13 protein-coding genes, 2 tRNA genes and 3 rRNA genes are annotated in these 19,893 nt (G+C 53.6%); 3 read left to right on the forward strand and 15 right to left on the reverse strand.

All coding sequences use genetic code 11. The features are described 5' to 3' along the window. Positions 1 to 10: 10 nt before the first annotated feature. From bcsA to bcsR, 3 genes are read right to left on the reverse strand one after another with little or no spacing between them, the layout of a single operon-like run. On the reverse strand, positions 11 to 2,626 hold the full coding sequence (bcsA, locus tag ABFI50_RS07955; protein ID WP_221704064.1) for a UDP-forming cellulose synthase catalytic subunit: 2,616 nt from the start codon (positions 2,624 to 2,626) through the stop codon (positions 11 to 13). Next, positions 2,623 to 3,375 carry a cellulose biosynthesis protein BcsQ gene (gene bcsQ, locus ABFI50_RS07960; protein ID WP_014885603.1) on the reverse strand — a complete coding sequence of 251 codons (753 nt, stop codon included), beginning with the start codon at positions 3,373 to 3,375 and terminating at the stop codon, positions 2,623 to 2,625. The genes bcsA and bcsQ overlap by 4 nt, the downstream gene beginning before the upstream one ends. Before the next feature lie 11 nt (positions 3,376 to 3,386). After that, a complete protein-coding gene (gene bcsR, locus ABFI50_RS07965) occupies positions 3,387 to 3,575 on the reverse strand; it encodes a cellulose biosynthesis protein BcsR (RefSeq protein WP_008503237.1) in 189 nt (62 codons plus the stop codon). 174 nt (positions 3,576 to 3,749) lie between these two features. On the opposite strand from bcsR, the gene bcsE reads away from it, so the two are divergent. Genes bcsE through bcsG form a run of 3 tightly spaced genes read left to right on the forward strand, consistent with a single transcriptional unit; the run spans position 3,750 to position 7,175 of the window. Further along, complete coding sequence (gene bcsE, locus ABFI50_RS07970; protein WP_014885604.1) at positions 3,750 to 5,312, forward strand: cellulose biosynthesis c-di-GMP-binding protein BcsE; 1,563 nt, start codon at positions 3,750 to 3,752, stop codon at positions 5,310 to 5,312. Then, entirely contained in the window at positions 5,309 to 5,503 is a 195-nt protein-coding gene (gene bcsF / locus ABFI50_RS07975) for a cellulose biosynthesis protein BcsF (RefSeq protein ID WP_014885605.1), read from the forward strand. The genes bcsE and bcsF overlap by 4 nt, the downstream gene beginning before the upstream one ends. Beyond that, a complete protein-coding gene (bcsG, locus tag ABFI50_RS07980; RefSeq protein ID WP_347485806.1) occupies positions 5,496 to 7,175 on the forward strand; it encodes a cellulose biosynthesis protein BcsG in 1,680 nt (559 codons plus the stop codon). The genes bcsF and bcsG overlap by 8 nt, the downstream gene beginning before the upstream one ends. Before the next feature lie 48 nt (positions 7,176 to 7,223). Here bcsG and ABFI50_RS07985 read toward each other — a convergent pair whose 3' ends face one another. The 12 genes from ABFI50_RS07985 to pepQ all read right to left on the reverse strand — a co-directional run bounded on the left by ABFI50_RS07985 (position 7,224) and on the right by pepQ (position 19,763). Next, positions 7,224 to 8,216, reverse strand: a complete 993-nt coding sequence (locus ABFI50_RS07985) for a glycosyl hydrolase family 8 (RefSeq protein ID WP_045269638.1) — start codon at positions 8,214 to 8,216, stop codon at positions 7,224 to 7,226. Positions 8,217 to 8,232: 16 nt separating this feature from the next. After that, complete coding sequence (birA, locus tag ABFI50_RS07990; RefSeq protein ID WP_023331541.1) at positions 8,233 to 9,195, reverse strand: bifunctional biotin--[acetyl-CoA-carboxylase] ligase/biotin operon repressor BirA; 963 nt, start codon at positions 9,193 to 9,195, stop codon at positions 8,233 to 8,235. Next, positions 9,192 to 10,220 carry a UDP-N-acetylmuramate dehydrogenase gene (murB, locus tag ABFI50_RS07995; RefSeq protein WP_045135434.1) on the reverse strand — a complete coding sequence of 343 codons (1,029 nt, stop codon included), beginning with the start codon at positions 10,218 to 10,220 and terminating at the stop codon, positions 9,192 to 9,194. The genes birA and murB overlap by 4 nt, the downstream gene beginning before the upstream one ends. Positions 10,221 to 10,344: 124 nt before the next feature. Then, a 5S ribosomal RNA gene (gene rrf / locus ABFI50_RS08000) occupies positions 10,345 to 10,460 on the reverse strand. Between the two features lie 66 nt (positions 10,461 to 10,526). Then, positions 10,527 to 13,431: ribosomal RNA gene (locus ABFI50_RS08005) — 23S ribosomal RNA — on the reverse strand. Between the two features lie 180 nt (positions 13,432 to 13,611). Further along, a tRNA-Ala gene (locus tag ABFI50_RS08010) sits at positions 13,612 to 13,687 on the reverse strand. Between the two features lie 42 nt (positions 13,688 to 13,729). After that, positions 13,730 to 13,806 (reverse strand) — tRNA-Ile (locus tag ABFI50_RS08015). A gap of 70 nt (positions 13,807 to 13,876) precedes the next feature. Further along, positions 13,877 to 15,416, reverse strand: a 16S ribosomal RNA gene (locus ABFI50_RS08020). The 16S, 23S and 5S rRNA genes sit together here with 2 tRNA genes alongside, the layout of an rRNA operon. Before the next feature lie 352 nt (positions 15,417 to 15,768). Then, positions 15,769 to 16,314, reverse strand: coding sequence for a menaquinone-dependent protoporphyrinogen IX dehydrogenase (hemG, locus tag ABFI50_RS08025; protein WP_014885610.1), 546 nt, complete (start codon positions 16,312 to 16,314; stop codon positions 15,769 to 15,771). A 10-nt stretch (positions 16,315 to 16,324) separates the two neighbouring features. Continuing rightward, entirely contained in the window at positions 16,325 to 17,776 is a 1,452-nt protein-coding gene (gene trkH / locus ABFI50_RS08030; RefSeq protein WP_013099227.1) for a Trk system potassium transporter TrkH, read from the reverse strand. Between the two features lie 41 nt (positions 17,777 to 17,817). Next, positions 17,818 to 18,432, reverse strand: a complete 615-nt coding sequence (locus ABFI50_RS08035) for an IMPACT family protein (protein WP_014885611.1) — start codon at positions 18,430 to 18,432, stop codon at positions 17,818 to 17,820. Next, on the reverse strand, positions 18,432 to 19,763 hold the full coding sequence (pepQ, locus tag ABFI50_RS08040; protein WP_014885612.1) for a Xaa-Pro dipeptidase: 1,332 nt from the start codon (positions 19,761 to 19,763) through the stop codon (positions 18,432 to 18,434). The genes ABFI50_RS08035 and pepQ overlap by 1 nt, the downstream gene beginning before the upstream one ends. Positions 19,764 to 19,893 lie beyond the last annotated feature (130 nt).

Consider the following 19,893-nt stretch of genomic DNA (forward strand, 5'->3'; position numbering starts at 1 on the left):
CGCGTTATCATCATTGTTGAGCCATAACCGGGTCCGCCTGCTTCGCCTCATCCCGCTCAGGACGACGAGGAATGAACGACACGACCCAGGAAACCAGCGAAGTAAGTGACCGGAAAATTAATTTCACCGACGACGGGGCAAATTCTGCAAGGTGACGATAGCCACGGAACCCCAGCTTCAGAATATCCAGCAGGCTTTCCAGAGGTTTATCTTCCGGGAAGCTGTCCTGCCAGAGAGCCCATGTATCCGCACGGGCAAACGTACACTGCACAAAATCAATGTGTTGCTTTTTGGTCAACGGCATCAGTTGCAGACCGACTTCATTGCCCGCCACACGCGCTACCTGCGTCGGGAAGACATACTCCTGCTGTCCGCGCTTAAGCAGCAGGTTAACTTTTTGCCCTTCCAGCACTTTCGCCTGGCCGTTGATTTTGATCCCCAGACCACCGTCAGAGAAGTCGTGCACGGTACAGGAGAAGAGGTGACCATCTTCACGGGCAATCGCCGCGGGCATGCAGATTTCAACGCGATGCGCGCGACGAACCTGTTTACTCTCCACCGACACCGCCACCGCGCCGCCAAGAATAATCAGGTTGTAGAAGACCCAGGCCATACTCACAAAGACGGTCAGGATTTCATTTTCAGGGCCGTAGAAGTAACGCCAGATACCGGCGATGACGCCAACGATGTTCAGCAACACCAGGAAGATATACGGACGGGAGATCACCCAGTCGACGTACTCCTCTTCCACCAGCCCCCCCTTCGCGGTGACGTTGAATTTCCCTTTATGCGGGTTGATCAGCGCCACCATCGTTGGCGGCGCAATGTACCAGGCCAGCACCGTTTCGTAGATTTCACTCCAGAAGGAATGGCGATATTTACCCTGAATCTTCGAGTTCGTCAGGCTTGCGTGGATCATGTGCGGCAGAACAAACAGCGCAATCATCAGCGCCGGGGCGTAGATGATATAGGCGTGAAGAAGCAGGAACGCCAGCGGTGCGGTCAGGAAGATCAGCCGCGGGATGCCGGATAAGAAGTGGAACATCGCGTTGACGTAGCAGAGACGCTGCGCCAGCTTGAGCCCTTTCCCTATCAGTGGATTATCAAGACGGAAAATCTGCACCATGCCGCGCGCCCAGCGAATACGCTGACCAATGTGCGCCGAGAGCGATTCCGTCGCCAGACCGGCGGCCTGAGGAATACGCATATAGGCCGAGGTATAACCCCGACGGTGCAGACGCAACGAGGTGTGCGCATCTTCAGTCACCGTTTCGACGGCAATACCGCCAATTTCATCCAGCGGTTTACGGCGGATAACCGCACAGGAGCCGCAGAAGAACGTGGCGTCCCACATGTCGTTACCATCCTGCACCAGACCATAGAACAGCGTGCCTTCGTTCGGGGTCTTACGGAAACGGCCAAGGTTGCGTTCAAACGGGTCCGGCGAGAAGAAGTGGTGCGGCGTCTGCATCATCGCCAGCTCTTTCTCTTTCAGGAACCAGCCCATGGTCATCTGCAGGAACGATCGCGTAGGTACGTGGTCGCAGTCAAAGATCGAGACAAACTCCCCGGTGGCATACTTCAGCGCGTTATTGATGTTACCGGCTTTAGCATGTTCGTGCGTCGGACGGGCGATGTATTCGACGCCGACCTCTTCCGCGAACTGGCGGAACGCTGGGCGGTTGCCGTCATCCAGGATCCAGACCTTGAGTTTATCTTTCGGCCAGTCGATGCCGAGCGCAGCATAAATGGTGTTTTTCACCACGCTCAGGTCTTCGTTGTAGGTTGGGACGAAGAGATCGACAGTCGGCCACTTCGTGGTGTCCTTCGGCAGCGGTACGGGCTGGCGATTGAGCGGCCAGATGACCTGGAAATACCCCAACACCAGCACAATCCAGGCATAGGTTTCGGCAAACAGCAGAATCAGACCGCAGACCAGACTCACCGGGTCGTCCCAGTTCAGCGTTGAGGTATAACGCCACCAGATATAGCGGCAGGAAACGGTCAGCGACAGCACAATCAGCATCAGTGCCGAGAAGCGGCCCGGAATACGACGCACCAGCAACGCCACGCCCCACAGCAGGATCAGGAAGGTGAACTGCGCCAGGGGATTGAAGGGTTGCGTAATACAGACCAGCGCCAGAATCAGTGAGAACACGACAATCACGCCGAGGATAAAACGCCGCAGGCCCGGGTGGAGGTGCCCGAGCTCTTTTTGGTTATCCAGATGGCTGGTTTTGTCGGTCACGCTGTCAGGCAATTTATCCAGCCACTGGTGATAGCGCTCGCGCAGCTGTTGAACGCGGGAGAAACTGCGCCAGTGCGGCGTCTGGCGTTCTCGCTGTGACGAGGTGACGACCAGCCAGACGGCCTGAATGAGATAACGCGCCGGATCCAAAGGCCGCGGCCGGTCAGGGTTAATGTGTGGATATAATTCATTATGGTGCGCACGTATGCGCTGCCAGCGCGGATGTTCAAGCGGAATGAACATCCAGGCCATAATCATCCAGAAACAGCCAAGCGCGGCACTGAATGCCGAGGCACCATGCCGGCGAAAATGTCGGTAGCGTTCGCTCAGACGCGCATTAACCGGCGGGATAAGGAACCAACTGGCGAGTCGACTCATACCGAACTCCCTGCCGGCTCCGCCGCGTTGGCGAAGTTCAGCAGACACCAGTTAGCCAGCGTGAGGATCTCCTCTGCCGCCAGGGAATCGCTGCGGTACTCGCCGAGCGGCTGCTTGGAGGCCAGGGATTCTGCCATTCCTTCATCCCGGTGAATCACAATGGGTAGCAGGCGACGCTGACTCTGTAGCCAGACCTGGTAGAGATCGTCCTGGATCTGGCTCCCGATGCGTAAGTCGTTAATCAGGAGGTGCGCATTCTGCGGCAGCCCCTGTTGATGCAGACGAATATGGCAATTTGCATCCACGTTGACGATGGAGAGAACATGATCGCACTGCGCGATAAGCTGCCGGGTTAACGTCCCGGCGCCGTGCGGCAGATCCACCAGGATCCACTGGTAGTGGCCTTTTTCTTTCAGACTCTGCAACGCAAGCGTGAACTGCGAAAACAGCCGTTGATAAGCGGCTTCATTCTCACGTTCGGTGGTGGTGAGCTGACCAAAAGGCAGTAAATCAAGCTGAGAGGTATAGCGCAGCCCTGCATCCCGCCAGTCTTTATCATCAAGCAACGCGCGTGCCCAACCCGCTTCACGAGTGAAGTCGACGTTGAACGACATACGCAGCAAATTATCGGCGCAGGCGTCAATCACCAACACCGATTCACCTAAAAGCTGTAATGACCACGCCAGCGCCGCGGTAACGGATGTGGTACCCACACCGCCACGGACACCCTGTAATCCGAGTATGGCCATCAATGGCTCCCTTATTGTTGATGGGCGAATTCAGCTAATAATGGCCAGCGTTTAATAGCCGCGGCCAACTGTTCCCGCTGGGAAATATCGGTGTAATCTATTTCAGGTAAAGAAAAGGCCTGCGTCAGCGCCAGAAAATCGTTTTGGAATGTATAGCCCAGGGTCGAGTCGACTGGGGTTCCGGGTTCGTTATTATCCATTTTTCTGCCATCCCTTTGAGGAAAATCGCACGCTCAGAAGTTGCGGGGCGTCCTGCCCTGACAAATTTCATTTACATGCTAAATCTGATGTTCTTTAATTTCAATGTTAGGTTTATTTCTACGCTTTCGCTAGTAAACTGAGATACAGATAAATTAGACGAAAAGAGGGACACCGTGGACTCCATATTTTCTATTGGCATCCAGTCATTATGGGACGAATTGAGCCACATGCCAGTCGGTGGAGTCTGGTGGATTAATACCGACCGTAATGAAGATGCCATCAGTCTGGTAAACCAGACAATTGCCGCCCAGGATAAGGATTCCCGCGTGGCTGTCATTAGCATGGGCGAAGAGCCGAAGAAAATTATCACGCTGGAAAGTGACGGCGGACCGCAAACCGTGCGCTTATTTTCCATGTCAGCAGAAGTGGATAGTCTATACTTTTTGTCCCGCGACGTTCAGTGCTCCATTGATCCGGATCACTATTTAGTGATTCTTAAATGCGCAAATAACGTCCTGCAAAATATCCCTGCTGAAAAACTGCTGCCGTGGCTGGAAAAAATCAATAAATGGGCAAAATTTCAAAATTGCACGCTATTGGTCGTCAATCCCGGCAGTAATAATGACAAGTTGTTTTCACTTTTAATGGGTGAATATCGCTCCCTGTTCGGTCTGGCCAGTCTGCGTGACCAGGTGGGCAGCTATCTCTACGATATTGCTTTCTGGTGTAATGAAAAAGGCGTGAGCGCCAGGCAACAGCTGACCCTGAAACAGAGTGAGGGGAAATGGCACCTGGCACAGCAGGAAGAAACGGTTGTGCAGCCGCGCAGTGATGAAAAACGCATCCTGAGCCATATTGCGGTTTTAGAGGGCGCGCCCGCGCTGTCGGAAAACTGGTCGCTGTTTGAGTCTAATGAAGCGCTTTTTCATGAAGCTCGTACAACCCAGGCGGCAACCCTTGTTTTCTCGTTGATGCAAAATAACCAGATTGAGACGCTGGCGAGACAAATTCATACCTTACGTCGCCAGCGCGGCAGCGCATTAAAAATTGTGGTGCGGGAAAACAATACCAGCCTGCGCGCCACCGATGAGCGTCTGCTGCTTGGCTGCGGAGCAAATATGGTTGTTCCATGGAATGCGCCGCTGTCACGCTGCCTGACGCTAATCGAAAGCGTTCAGGGCCAGCAGTTCAGCCGCCATGTGCCGGAAGACATTTCCACCTTGCTCTCCATGACGCAGCCGATGAAGCTGCGCGGATACCAGAAATGGGATAACTTCTGCGACGCCGTCGGCAATATGATGAGCAACACGCTACTTCCTGCGGACGGGAAAGGGGTGATGGTTGCCCTGCGTCCTGTTCCGGGTATCCGCGTTGAACAGGCTCTCACCTTATGTCGTCCGAATCGTACAGGGGACATCATGACCATTGGCGACAATCGCCTGGTGCTATTTTTGTCCTTCTGCCGGGTGAACGATCTTGATACCGCGCTTAACCACATCTTTCCCCTGCCTACCGGGGATATTTTCTCAAACCGTATGATCTGGTTCGAAGATAATGCTATCAGCGCGGAGCTGGTGCAGATGCGCGCACTTCAGCCTGAACAATGGGTTAAACCGCTGGCGATCACCAGCGATGCAAAACCGATTCTCAATGCCAGACATGACGGCCATGTCTGGCGTCGGGTTCCGGAACCCCATCGCTTATTAACCGAGAATGGGGAGAACGTACCATCATGAATATCAGCGATATTATTCAACTGGTCGTATTCTGTGCGCTGATCTTTTTCCCGCTTGGCTACTATGCGCGCCATTCCATACGTCGTATCCGTGATACGGCCAGAGTGATGTTTATAAAACCTCGCTATGTAAAACCAGCCGGAACACTGACACGGGCATCACACGTCAAGGCAGACCGAAAACATGACTAATTCTACCTATACCGCTTCGTCACACTCGCCGCTCTGGCAATACTGGCGCGGCCTTTCCGGCTGGAACTTTTACTTTCTGGTGAAGTTTGGTTTGCTCTGGGCAGGCTATCTGAATTTCCATCCCCTGCTTAACCTGGTCTTTATGGCCTTCCTGCTGATGCCGTTGCCGAATATCAGGCTGCATCGTTTACGTCACTGGGTAGCCATCCCCGTCGGCTTTGCGCTGTTCTGGCACGATACCTGGCTACCGGGTCCGGACAGCATAATGAGCCAGGGGTCACAGGTCGCGGGCTTCAGTGCAGACTACATGCTTGATCTGGTTGAGCGTTTTATTAACTGGCAGATGATTGGCGCTATCTTTGTCCTGCTGGTGGCCTGGCTGTTCCTGTCGCAGTGGATCCGCGTCACGGTGTTTGTTGTCGCCATTATGATCTGGCTTAACGTGCTGACGCTGGCAGGACCGAACTTCTCCCTGTGGCCTGCCGGTCAACCAACCACCACGGTGACCACCACGGGTGGAAGCGCAGCGGCTACTGTTATCACGGCAGGCGATACGCCTGTGGTAGGTGATATTCCAACCCAGACCGCACCGCCGACCTCCACCAACCTCAATGCGTGGCTTTCCAGCTTCTATACCGCAGAAGATAAGCGACAGACGAAATTCCCGGATGCACTGCCGGCAGATGCTCAACCGTTTGAGCTGCTGGTGATTAACATCTGTTCCCTCTCCTGGGCCGATGTGGATGCAGCCGGATTAATGTCTCACCCACTGTGGTCTCATTTCGATATCCAGTTTAAAGATTTCAACTCTGCCACCTCATACAGCGGCCCGGCAGCGATTCGCCTGCTGCGTGCAAGCTGCGGTCAGACATCGCATAAAAACCTGTACCAGCCGGCAGGGAATCAGTGTTATCTGTTCGATAACCTCGCGAAGCTGGGCTTTACGCAGCATCTGATGCTGGGACATAACGGCCAGTTCGGTAACTTCCTGAAAGAGGTGCGTGAACAGGGTGGCATGCAGGCGCCGCTGATGGATCAAACCGGGCTTCCCGTTACTCTGCTCGGCTTCGACGGTTCACCTGTTTACGACGATACAGCCGTACTGCAGCGCTGGCTGCAAACCATCGAAAAAGACAGCAACCCGCGCAGTGCGACGTTCTTTAACACCCTGCCGCTTCACGATGGTAACCACTTCCCGGGCGTGAGCAAAACGGCAGATTATAAAGTGCGTGCGCAGAAATTCTTCGACGAGCTGGATGCGTTCTTCACTGAGCTGGAAAAATCAGGCCGTAAAGTGATGGTGGTTGTCGTGCCTGAACACGGCGGCGCGCTGAAAGGCGACAGAATGCAGGTGTCAGGTCTGCGTGATATTCCAAGCCCGTCCATTACCAACGTGCCTGCGGGCATTAAATTCTTTGGTATGAAGGCTCCGCACCAGGGCGCGCCGATTGAGATTACACAGCCAACCAGCTATCTGGCAATTTCAGAACTGGTTGCCCGTGCCGTGGACGGGAAGCTGTTTGTGGAAGATAGCGTGAACTGGAATCAGCTCACCAGCAACCTGCCGCAAACGGCAGAGGTCTCCGAAAACGCGAATGCTGTTGTGATTCAGTACCAGAACAAACCGTACGTTCGTCTGAACGGCGGAGATTGGGTACCGTATCCGCAATAAAGGATTTACCCCTCTCCCCTGTGGGGAGAGGGGATTGTCAGTGCGTTATTATTGCGCTGAAATCCATACCAGCATTTTCAGACTTGCCGAATAGTAGTCGTCTTTAGAGGTGATTTCCGGTTCGCAGGATGGCTGACCCATCGTTAAATCCCTGACCGCCAGCAGACCGCCTTCCATCATATAGGGCGCGTATTCGTTGGTCGTGACGTTAACCCAGGCGGGTGTATGTTCCCGTGGGAACTGACCAAACCAGGCTTTCCAGGGCGTCAGCAGCGGGCTTTGTTTATCAGACCAGGCTATGTACAGCGGAATACGAATCGCATCGTAGCTCATTCGCGGTGGCCAGCCTTTGGCCGGCGTCAGCTTGCCCGTGGATGCCAGCGAAACCCAGTCTGTCGGTAGATTCGCTGTACCCGATCCCATTTTTCCCAGCAGACGTTTCCCGTCCTTTATCAATTCACGCCAGACCGGCAAATGACTGCGTCCGGCAAAGGCCTGCCAGGCCGGAAACACAAAATAGGAAGGATTAAGGACCACTTCACCCTCAAGCTTAAATCCCTGTACGCCGGGCAGCATCACGCGGTAACCCGCATAGCGGATTACGTTGTGGTCAACCAGTGCTTTCGTAATCGCATCCGATGCGGCGCTGTAGCGTTTGTCATGCCAGCGCGCATCGGCTTTTAACAACGCCCATGCAATCAGGACATCGCCATCTGTGGCGTTGTTTTTATCAGCGACCGGATTAGACTCCGCGGGGTTATAACGCCAGTAAAACAGACCATTTTCGTTGTTCTTTAGCGTCCTGTTGGTCCATTGCCAGAGCTTATCGAACGTGGCTTTATCGTCGTTAGCCACCGCCATTAACATGGCGAAACCTTGACCTTCCGTATGCGAAACGTCGTCGTTGCCGGTATCAACAATGCGGCCTTCCGGTTTGAAAAAGCGCGCCTTGTAACTCTCCCAGGCCTGACCCGCCTGCGAGAGAGGAGAGAACAGCAAGCTCATCATCACAGCCAGGGTCGCGCAGACGGGTTTTCGCATCATTCACCCCATTCGGTTATTCGGCACTTCGCAGTGAAATCTCACCGCCCATCCAGGGCTTGATCACGCCATCCTGTTCCAGGAGCAACGCGCCCTGAGCGTCAATCCCGCGGGAAATGCCGTAGATCTCTTTATCACCAATCAGTAATTTCACCGGGCGATTGATGAAGTTGTCCAGTTTTTCCCAACGAGACAGGAACGTTGCGAGTCCTTCCTGTTCAAAAAGCGTCAGTGAACTGCGCAACTCTTTAATCATACGCACGGCAAGGATGTTACGATCGATGACGATCCCCGCCTCCTGGAGATTCGTCCAGGCCTGGTTGACCACATCGTTTTGTACGTTACGCATCACCATATTGAGGCCCGCGCCAATCACGATTTGCGCCGCATCGCCCGTTTTTCCCGTCAGTTCGACCAGAATACCGGCAAGTTTACGATCGTTCAGGTAAAGATCGTTAGGCCATTTAACACGCACCCGATCGGCGCCCAGATCGTGTAGCACCTCTGCCATGACAATCCCGATGACCAGACTCAGGCCAATCGCTGCGGCAGGGCCCTGATCGAGTCGCCAGTACATGGACAGGTAGAGGTTGGCACCAAAGGGCGAGAACCATTTTCGCCCTCGGCGACCACGCCCGGCCTGCTGATACTCTGCAACGCAGGCATCGCCGGATTTCAGTTCAGGCAGACGATCCAGAAGATACTGGTTCGTTGAGTCAATCACCGGCAGCACCGCAACATTGCCGTGCCCAATCTGGCTACGAATCACATCTTCATTCAGCAATTGAATGGGTTCCGGCAGGCTGTACCCTTTTCCCGGAACGGTAAAGACATCGACACCCCAGTCGCGGAGGGTCTGGATATGCTTATTAATGCCTGCACGGCTCATGCCCAGCTGCTCACCCAGCTGCTCGCCAGAGTGAAACTCCCCATCCGCGAGGATGCTAATCAGGGTTAACGGGATGGTATTGTCTTTCACGCGATGGTCTCCACGGCATTCACTTCACCTGTGCGGCCAATGAAGCGGACTTCTGGCTCCAGCCAGACGTTAAACTTTTCACCCACACGTTCACGAACATAATGAGCCAGTTTGACCACGTCATCACTGCTCGCATCATGTTGATTGATCAGTACCAGAGCCTGCTGCTGATGAACGGCAGCGCCTCCGACTGAAGTGCCTTTAAGCTGGCATTGATCGATAAGCCATCCCGCAGCCAGCTTCATGCTGCCATCTGCCTGAGGGTAATGTGGTGCTGCGGGCCATCCTTCAAGGAAGACCTTTGCCTTTTCGCTGTCGATCACCGGGTTTTTGAAGAAACTTCCGGCATTTCCATTTACTTTCGGGTCGGGAAGCTTGGTCATGCGCATATGACAAACCGAGTCAAACACATCGCGGGGGGTGGCGGTAGCCGGATCGAGACGCGTTAAATCACCGTAGGTCAGTACGGGCTGCCAGTTCTTCGACAGGCGCAGGCCCACGGCGACAATCACGTAGCGATCCTGATATTCATGTTTGAAGATACTGTCACGGTAGCCAAAACGGCACTGTTCTGCGGTTAAACGCTTAGCCGTTCCAGTCGCCAGTTCGATGCAGTCGACGTATTCACAGACATGTTTCAGCTCGATGCCATAGGCACCGATGTTTTGAATCGGTGATGATCCCGCGCAGCCCGGAATAAGCGCAAGGTTTTCCAGGCCAGGCATCCCTTTTTCCAGGGTAAATTGCACCAGGTGATGCCAGTTTTCTCCGGCCCCCACGTGCAAGTGCCAGCTATCGGCGCGCTCTTCCACATCAATTCCCATGATGCGGTTAACGATCACTGTTCCCGCAAAATCGTCGAGAAACAGGACATTACTTCCTTCGCCCAGAATCAGTACGGGTTCGTTTTTTTCGGTTGCGCTTTGCCATGCATTCAGCAACTGCTGTGCAGTATCGGCACGGACAATGTGATTAGCATTGCGTTGAATACCAAAGGTATTCCAGGGCTTAAGGGAGTGGTTCATAGACGCTATCCTGATGCAAAAACGCAGGTAGTTTACCGTATAAGCAGGGCGTTGGGGGATTAGTTTGTATAGCGCAGAAACGCAAAAAGGCCATCCTTACGGATGGCCTTTTCACTTATTTGATGCCTGGCAGTTCCCTACTCTCACATGGGGAGACCCCACACTACCATCGGCGCTACGGCGTTTCACTTCTGAGTTCGGCATGGGGTCAGGTGGGACCACCGCGCTAAAGCCGCCAGGCAAATTCTGTTTAATCTGTATCAGGCTGAAAATCGTCTCTCTTCGCCAAAACACCTTCGGCGTTGTAAGGTTAAGCCTCACGGTTCATTAGTATCGGTTAGCTCAACGCATCGCTGCGCTTACACATCCGACCTATCAACGTCGTCGTCTTCAACGTTCCTTCAGGAGACTTAAAGTCTCAGGGAGAACTCATCTCGGGGCAAGTTTCGTGCTTAGATGCTTTCAGCACTTATCTCTTCCGCATTTAGCTACCGGGCAGTGCCATTGGCATGACAACCCGAACACCAGTGATGCGTCCACTCCGGTCCTCTCGTACTAGGAGCAGCCCCCCTCAATTCTCCAGCGCCCACGGCAGATAGGGACCGAACTGTCTCACGACGTTCTAAACCCAGCTCGCGTACCACTTTAAATGGCGAACAGCCATACCCTTGGGACCTACTTCAGCCCCAGGATGTGATGAGCCGACATCGAGGTGCCAAACACCGCCGTCGATATGAACTCTTGGGCGGTATCAGCCTGTTATCCCCGGAGTACCTTTTATCCGTTGAGCGATGGCCCTTCCATTCAGAACCACCGGATCACTATGACCTGCTTTCGCACCTGCTCGAGCCGTCACTCTCGCAGTCAAGCTAGCTTATGCCATTGCACTAACCTCCTGATGTCCGACCAGGATTAGCTAACCTTCGTGCTCCTCCGTTACTCTTTGGGAGGAGACCGCCCCAGTCAAACTACCCACCAGACACTGTCCGCAACCCGGATTACGGGTCTACGTTAGAACACCAGCCATTAAAGGGTGGTATTTCAAGGTCGGCTCCACGCAGACTGGCGTCCACGCTTCAAAGCCTCCCACCTATCCTACACATCAAGGACCAGTGTTCAGTGTCAAGCTATAGTAAAGGTTCACGGGGTCTTTCCGTCTTGCCGCGGGTACACTGCATCTTCACAGCGAGTTCAATTTCACTGAGTCTCGGGTGGAGACAGCCTGGCCATCATTACGCCATTCGTGCAGGTCGGAACTTACCCGACAAGGAATTTCGCTACCTTAGGACCGTTATAGTTACGGCCGCCGTTTACCGGGGCTTCGATCAAGAGCTTCGCGTTGCCGCTAACCCCATCAATTAACCTTCCGGCACCGGGCAGGCGTCACACCGTATACGTCCACTTTCGTGTTTGCACAGTGCTGTGTTTTTAATAAACAGTTGCAGCCAGCTGGTATCTTCGACTGATTTCAGCTCCACCCGCAGGGGCTTCACCTACATATCAGCGTGCCTTCTCCCGAAGTTACGGCACCATTTTGCCTAGTTCCTTCACCCGAGTTCTCTCAAGCGCCTTGGTATTCTCTACCTGACCACCTGTGTCGGTTTGGGGTACGATTTCGTGTTACCTGATGCTTAGAGGCTTTTCCTGGAAGCAGGGCATTTGTTACTTCAGCACCGTAGTGCCTCGTCATCACACCTCAGCGTTAATAAGGTACCGGATTTACCTGGAACCTCCGCCTACATGCTTAAACCGGGACAACCGTCGCCCGGCTAACATAGCCTTCTCCGTCCCCCCTTCGCAGTAACACCAAGTACAGGAATATTAACCTGTTTCCCATCGACTACGCCTTTCGGCCTCGCCTTAGGGGTCGACTCACCCTGCCCCGATTAACGTTGGACAGGAACCCTTGGTCTTCCGGCGAGCGGGCTTTTCACCCGCTTTATCGTTACTTATGTCAGCATTCGCACTTCTGATACCTCCAGCAACCCTCACAGGCCACCTTCAACGGCTTACAGAACGCTCCCCTACCCAACAACACATAGTGTCGCTGCCGCAGCTTCGGTGCATGGTTTAGCCCCGTTACATCTTCCGCGCAGGCCGACTCGACCAGTGAGCTATTACGCTTTCTTTAAATGATGGCTGCTTCTAAGCCAACATCCTGGCTGTCTGTGCCTTCCCACATCGTTTCCCACTTAACCATGACTTTGGGACCTTAGCTGGCGGTCTGGGTTGTTTCCCTCTTCACGACGGACGTTAGCACCCGCCGTGTGTCTCCCGTGATAACATTCTTCGGTATTCGTAGTTTGCATCGGGTTGGTAAGCCGGGATGGCCCCCTAGCCGAAACAGTGCTCTACCCCCGAAGATGAGTTCACGAGGCGCTACCTAAATAGCTTTCGGGGAGAACCAGCTATCTCCCGGTTTGATTGGCCTTTCACCCCCAGCCACAGGTCATCCGCTAATTTTTCAACATTAGTCGGTTCGGTCCTCCAGTTAGTGTTACCCAACCTTCAACCTGCCCATGGCTAGATCACCGGGTTTCGGGTCTATACCCTGCAACTTAACGCCCAGTTAAGACTCGGTTTCCCTTCGGCTCCCCTATACGGTTAACCTTGCTACAGAATATAAGTCGCTGACCCATTATACAAAAGGTACGCAGTCACCTAACAAGTAGGCTCCCACTGCTTGTACGTACACGGTTTCAGGTTCTTTTTCACTCCCCTCGCCGGGGTTCTTTTCGCCTTTCCCTCACGGTACTGGTTCACTATCGGTCAGTCAGGAGTATTTAGCCTTGGAGGATGGTCCCCCCATATTCAGACAGGATACCACGTGTCCCGCCCTACTCTTCGAGTTCACAACCTGTGCATTTTCGTGTACGGGACTATCACCCTGTACCGTCGGACTTTCCAGACCGTTCCACTAACACACAAGCTGATTCAGACTCCGGGCTGCTCCCCGTTCGCTCGCCGCTACTGGGGGAATCTCGGTTGATTTCTTTTCCTCGGGGTACTTAGATGTTTCAGTTCCCCCGGTTCGCCTCGTTAACCTATGTATTCAGTTAACGATAGTGTGACGAATCACACTGGGTTTCCCCATTCGGACATCGCCGGGTCAAAGGTTCATATCACCTCGCCGGCGCTTTTCGCAGATTAGCACGTCCTTCATCGCCTCTGACTGCCAGGGCATCCACCGTGTACGCTTAGTCGCTTAACCTCACAACCCGAAGATGTTTCTTTCGATTCATCATCGGTTTGCGAAAATTTGAGAGACTCGAACACACATAACATGTGTGTCGTTTCAATTTTCAGCTTGATCCAGATTTTTAAAGAGCAAAACTTCGCAGTGCACCTTTTCAGGTTCACTCTGAAGTTTTCTTGTGTTCGCAGTAAAAGATGGTGGAGCTATGCGGGATCGAACCGCAGACCTCCTGCGTGCAAAGCAGGCGCTCTCCCAGCTGAGCTATAGCCCCATCGTTTGTAATCTCTGTACCGCTCATCCTTTAAAAGGAGTTTGGTAGGCCTGAGTGGACTTGAACCACCGACCTCACCCTTATCAGGGGTGCGCTCTAACCACCTGAGCTACAAGCCTGCAGAGATTTTTACTGCTGTTTTTTCATCAGACAATCTGTGTGAGCACTACAAAGGCAGGTTCTTTAAGGTAAGGAGGTGATCCAACCGCAGGTTCCCCTACGGTTACCTTGTTACGACTTCACCCCAGTCATGAATCACAAAGTGGTAAGCGCCCTCCCGAAGGTTAAGCTACCTACTTCTTTTGCAACCCACTCCCATGGTGTGACGGGCGGTGTGTACAAGGCCCGGGAACGTATTCACCGTAGCATTCTGATCTACGATTACTAGCGATTCCGACTTCATGGAGTCGAGTTGCAGACTCCAATCCGGACTACGACGCACTTTATGAGGTCCGCTTGCTCTCGCGAGGTCGCTTCTCTTTGTATGCGCCATTGTAGCACGTGTGTAGCCCTACTCGTAAGGGCCATGATGACTTGACGTCATCCCCACCTTCCTCCAGTTTATCACTGGCAGTCTCCTTTGAGTTCCCGGCCTAACCGCTGGCAACAAAGGATAAGGGTTGCGCTCGTTGCGGGACTTAACCCAACATTTCACAACACGAGCTGACGACAGCCATGCAGCACCTGTCTCAGAGTTCCCGAAGGCACCAATCCATCTCTGGAAAGTTCTCTGGATGTCAAGAGTAGGTAAGGTTCTTCGCGTTGCATCGAATTAAACCACATGCTCCACCGCTTGTGCGGGCCCCCGTCAATTCATTTGAGTTTTAACCTTGCGGCCGTACTCCCCAGGCGGTCGACTTAACGCGTTAGCTCCGGAAGCCACGCCTCAAGGGCACAACCTCCAAGTCGACATCGTTTACGGCGTGGACTACCAGGGTATCTAATCCTGTTTGCTCCCCACGCTTTCGCACCTGAGCGTCAGTCTTTGTCCAGGGGGCCGCCTTCGCCACCGGTATTCCTCCAGATCTCTACGCATTTCACCGCTACACCTGGAATTCTACCCCCCTCTACAAGACTCTAGCCTGCCAGTTTCGAATGCAGTTCCCAGGTTGAGCCCGGGGATTTCACATCCGACTTGACAGACCGCCTGCGTGCGCTTTACGCCCAGTAATTCCGATTAACGCTTGCACCCTCCGTATTACCGCGGCTGCTGGCACGGAGTTAGCCGGTGCTTCTTCTGCGGGTAACGTCAATTGCTGCGGTTATTAACCACAACACCTTCCTCCCCGCTGAAAGTACTTTACAACCCGAAGGCCTTCTTCATACACGCGGCATGGCTGCATCAGGCTTGCGCCCATTGTGCAATATTCCCCACTGCTGCCTCCCGTAGGAGTCTGGACCGTGTCTCAGTTCCAGTGTGGCTGGTCATCCTCTCAGACCAGCTAGGGATCGTCGCCTAGGTGAGCCGTTACCCCACCTACTAGCTAATCCCATCTGGGCACATCTGATGGCAAGAGGCCCGAAGGTCCCCCTCTTTGGTCTTGCGACGTTATGCGGTATTAGCTACCGTTTCCAGTAGTTATCCCCCTCCATCAGGCAGTTTCCCAGACATTACTCACCCGTCCGCCACTCGTCACCCGAGAGCAAGCTCTCTGTGCTACCGTTCGACTTGCATGTGTTAGGCCTGCCGCCAGCGTTCAATCTGAGCCATGATCAAACTCTTCAATTTAAGTTTGATGCTCGTGAATTAAACTTCGTAATGAATTACGTATGTTCACTCAGAGACTTGGTATTCATTTTTCGTCCGAGGACGTTAAGAATCCATGTCACTTTGAGTGCCCACACAGATTGTCTGATAAATTGTTAAAGAGCAGTGCCGCTTCGTTTTCGCTGCGGCGCGGGGTGTGCATATTACGCTTTCCCGCTTCAGAGTCAAGCGTTTATTTTGCTTTTCTTTGCTGACCCGGCGGCGTGTGTGCCGTTGTTCCGTGTCAGTGGAGGCGCATTATAGGGAGTTATTTCGGAGTGACAAGCACAAATTACAAAAAACTTTTCGTTCGCTCACTTTTCAAACTTAACGCTTATTTAAGTCGCGAATCGTCCGTTAAATGTGCGATTTCCCGCGCAAAACTGGCCACCTGCGACCAGTCGGTATAAACCACTTCTTTACGGGTATCGGTTTCACCACCGGTCATTTTCATAATCAGGCGGATCATGAAACGGTCATACCAACGATATCGAGGGTAACGCAGCGCACCAGCAAAAACCGCGCACAGGTCTGGCTGCCACGGTGAGCTGAGTAAAAACTTGCGCGTATAGCTGTTGGTCTGCGGCGTACGCTTCTCGGCTTTACGCGCAACCAGATTGACCGAGTAAAACGCGCCGGGCAATTTGTTGAGCACTGCCGTGTGCTTTTTCACAAAGCGATCCAGCGCTGGATGGAAATGCCCGTAACGAATAGAGGCGCCAATCACCACGCGATCGTACTCCTGCCATGTGATCTGCTCCGCGCGATTCAGGTTCACCACATCCGAGTAAATACCCAGTTCTTTTAATTCCGACGCCAGATACGCGGCAATCTCACGTGTTTGTCCGTCTCGCGTAGAGAAAAGAATCAGTGTTTTCATCAACGGCTCCTTATTCGCGCCAGAATGTTGGGGTGAAGAGCACCAGCAGCGTAAAGACCTCAAGACGACCAAACAGCATATTGGCAATGAGGATCCATTTCGCGACCGGGTTCATACTGGCAAAGTTATCCGCCACGACCCCCAGGCCTGGCCCGAGGTTATTCAATGTTGCGACGACGGACGCAAAGGCGGAGAAATCATCCACCCCCGTCGCGATGATCGCCAGCATACTGACGATAAAGACCAGCGCATACGCCGAGAAAAAGCCCCATACGGCTTCGAGAATACGTTCCGGCAGCGCGCGGTTCCCCAGTTTAATGCTGTAAACCGCGTTCGGGTGGACCAGTCGTTTCAGCTCACGGTTGCCCTGCTTGAACAGCAGCAGAATACGAATCACCTTCAGACCACCGCCCGTCGACCCGGCGCAGCCGCCAATAAACGCAGAGCACAGCAGGAGTACCGGCAGGAACAGCGGCCAGCGCGCAATACTGTCCGTGGTAAATCCGGCGGTCGTCGCCATTGATACCACCTGGAAGAACGCCTGGTTTAGGGTTGTCAGCGCGGAGTTGTAAACATCATGGAACCACAGCACCAGGGTACAGATGACGACCAGCGTAAGCTGGACACCAATAAACATGCGGAACTCAGGGTCGCGCCAGTACACCTTCAGGCTTCGCCCGCTCAGTAAAGAGAAGTGCAGGCCATAGTTACAGCCAGAAATCAGCAGGAAAATCGCAATGATGGTGTTGATCGTTGGGCTATCGAAGTAGCCTACGCTGGCATCGTGGGTGGAGAACCCGCCGATAGCGATTGTCGCAAAGCTGTGTCCGATGGCATCAAAAGCAGGCATCCCGGCAAACCAGAGCGCCAGCGCACAGGCCACCGTCAGCAGGACATAAATCAGCCACAGGGTTTTCGCCGTCTCGGCAATACGCGGGCGCATCTTGTTATCTTTCAGCGGCCCGGGCATTTCAGCCCTGTACAACTGCATCCCACCGACGCCCAGAATGGGCAGAATAGCTACCGCCAGGACGATGATCCCCATACCGCCGAACCACTGCAGCATCTGGCGATAAAAGAGGATGGCGTGGGGTAATGAATCCAGACCCACCAGCGTCGTCGCCCCGGTGGTCGTTAACCCCGAGAACGATTCAAAAAAGGCATCCGTGATGCTCAGGTTAGGTTGCTCGGAGAAGATAAAGGGCAGCGAACCCACGCTCCCCAGCACCGTCCAGAACAGCACCACGATCAGAAAGCCTTCGCGGGATTTCAGCTCACCTTTCTGACGACGATTCGGCCACCACAGCAGCGAGCCAATCGCCAGTGCGACAAAAAAGGTCTGGGTAAATGCCCGCCCCGCGCCGTCCCGGTAGATAAGCGCCACCAGTCCTGGGAGAATCATCGTCCCGGAAAAAAGTATGACCAGCAGTCCAACGATTCGGGTTATGGCACGAAAATGCATCTCTGCCGCTTCCTTTGGTATTCAAAAAAGTGAGGTGGGGATTATTCTTCAATCGGCAGTAATTGCAACGAACCGCGACTAAAATCTGCCAGTTTTGCTGAAAAAGCAGCCAGCTCCGCCTGAGGAAGCGCCACGCGTAATTGCACCATCGCCTGAAAGTCACTGTGCGCGATAACGCCATTAAACTGTTTCAGCAACGCTTCGATGCCGGATAATTGGGCGTAATCGCACAATAGAGTATATTCGGTGAGCGGCGTTTTGCGGGTGGTCGTCAATATATTCAGTGCCTGCTGAACGCCACCGCCATAGGCTTTCACCAGCCCGCCCGTGCCTAACAAGATGCCGCCGTAGTAACGCACCACCACGGCGGTAATTTCACCCACGCCGCTGCCCATCAGCTGCGAGAGCATGGGTTTACCGGCGGTTCCCGCGGGTTCACCGTCATCGGAAAAGCCAAGCTGTTGCGAATCGTCCGGGGGCCCTGCCACCCACGCCACACAGTGGTGACGTGCGTCAGGATGCTCAGCCCGGACAGACTCAACAAATGCCTTTGCCGCTTCAACGCCGTCGGTGTGTGCCAGCAGCGTAATAAAGCGGCTTTTCTTGATTTCCTCAACAAAGGTGACCGGTTCAGCCGGTATCAGCCAGCTTTCCATCAGGCCAGCTTCAGGTCTCGCGTCATATTCTCGATACCGTTCTCGTGAATCACCACGTTATCTTCGATACGAATACCGCCAAACGGTTTCAGTGCGTCAATTTTTTCCCAGTTGAAGTGTTTGCTGAACTGACCTTCACGCCATGGCGCCAGCAGGGATTCAATAAAGTAGATCCCCGGTTCAATCGTCAACACCATACGAGGCTCAAGAATACGGGTGCAGCGCAGGTAAGGATATTTAGACGGTGCCGCAAGATGCGTACCGGTATCATCCTGCATAAAGCCAGCGACGTCGTGAACCTGCAGGCCCAGCGGGTGACCAATACCGTGCGGCATGAATGGCCCGGTGAGATCGTTCTCGACCATTGCCTCTTCGCTCATGTCTTTCACAATCTGATGCTTACGCAGCAGCTTCGCGATGCGCTGATGGAACTGAACGTGATAATCCACGTAGCTGGTACCGGCTTTCATGGTACCAATAAGCGCCAGTTGCTCATCGTTCACGTCTTTAATCAGCTGCGCGAAATCGGTGTCAGCATTAGCCGCCCAGGTACGGGTCAGGTCAGCCGCATAACCGTTGTACTCAGCACCGGCATCAAGCAGGAAGCTGCGCATTTCCGACGGAACCTGATGGTCCAGTTTGGTGTAGTGAAGAACAGAAGCATGCTCATTCAGCGCGACAATATTGCTGTATGGCACGTCGGTATCACGGTGGCCGGTCGCGGTCAGGTACGCCTGGTTGATATCGAATTCGCTCATGCCGGACTGGAACGCCTCGTGTGCGGCACGATGGCCATTCACCGCCGTTTTTTGCGCTTCACGCATGCAGTAAAGTTCGTAATCGGTTTTGTACGCACGGTAGTAATGCAGGAAGTCGAGCACCCCTTTCGGGTTGAGTTTGTCCGCGGGAATATCCAGACCCAATGCACGCTCCGGAACCGGGCCAATATAGGCGATATTGCCGCGTGCAGCAGGTAGCTGGCTGCCAATGCCGTCCGCTTTTGGCAGCGCAATCACATCAATTTCTTCCGTCCAGAAAGAGGTCGGCAGCGGTTCCACGTTGTGCCAGTAATCGACCGGCAGGTAGAACCACAGTTTCGGCTTGTTCACGCCATCCACCAGCAACCAGCAGTTAGGAACCTGAGTAACAGGCACCCAGGCTTTAAACTGCGGGTTAACCTTGAACGGATAGGCATGGTCATCAAGAAATGTGTTTATCAGCTCGCCGGAATGGATAAGCAGGGCATCCAGTTTGAAGCGGGCCAGTACATCGCGGGTACGTTCCTGTAGGGTAACGATATGATTTTTATAAAGCGAAGCCAGTGAGTCCATCATTCTTCCTTTCGTTTTTTTGACCTCAAGTCATCGCATCTTAGCACACCTCACTCCGGCTGCGTGATTTCCACCGACCGTGATCAATGCAGCAATTTCTTAATGAGTAATTTGCATTTTATTAACATAA

This window comes from Enterobacter sp. HNDS-6, assembly GCF_039850505.1.
GTDB lineage: Bacteria > Pseudomonadota > Gammaproteobacteria > Enterobacterales > Enterobacteriaceae > Enterobacter > Enterobacter kobei.

Excerpts from the sequence above, each read along its gene's own strand:
- bcsA (WP_221704064.1), bottom strand. The coding sequence starts at position 2,626 with ATGAGTCGACTCGCCAGTTGGTTCCTTATCCCGCCGGTTAATGCGCGT.
- bcsQ (WP_014885603.1), bottom strand. The coding sequence starts at position 3,375 with ATGGCCATACTCGGATTACAGGGTGTCCGTGGCGGTGTGGGTACCACA.
- bcsR (WP_008503237.1), bottom strand. The coding sequence starts at position 3,575 with ATGGATAATAACGAACCCGGAACCCCAGTCGACTCGACCCTGGGCTAT.
- bcsF (WP_014885605.1), top strand. The coding sequence starts at position 5,309 with ATGAATATCAGCGATATTATTCAACTGGTCGTATTCTGTGCGCTGATC.
- bcsG (WP_347485806.1), top strand. The coding sequence starts at position 5,496 with ATGACTAATTCTACCTATACCGCTTCGTCACACTCGCCGCTCTGGCAA.
- ABFI50_RS07985 (WP_045269638.1), bottom strand. The coding sequence starts at position 8,216 with ATGCGAAAACCCGTCTGCGCGACCCTGGCTGTGATGATGAGCTTGCTG.
- murB (WP_045135434.1), bottom strand. The coding sequence starts at position 10,220 with ATGAACCACTCCCTTAAGCCCTGGAATACCTTTGGTATTCAACGCAAT.
- hemG (WP_014885610.1), bottom strand. The coding sequence starts at position 16,314 with ATGAAAACACTGATTCTTTTCTCTACGCGAGACGGACAAACACGTGAG.
- trkH (WP_013099227.1), bottom strand. The coding sequence starts at position 17,776 with ATGCATTTTCGTGCCATAACCCGAATCGTTGGACTGCTGGTCATACTT.
- ABFI50_RS08035 (WP_014885611.1), bottom strand. The coding sequence starts at position 18,432 with ATGGAAAGCTGGCTGATACCGGCTGAACCGGTCACCTTTGTTGAGGAA.
- pepQ (WP_014885612.1), bottom strand. The coding sequence starts at position 19,763 with ATGGACTCACTGGCTTCGCTTTATAAAAATCATATCGTTACCCTACAG.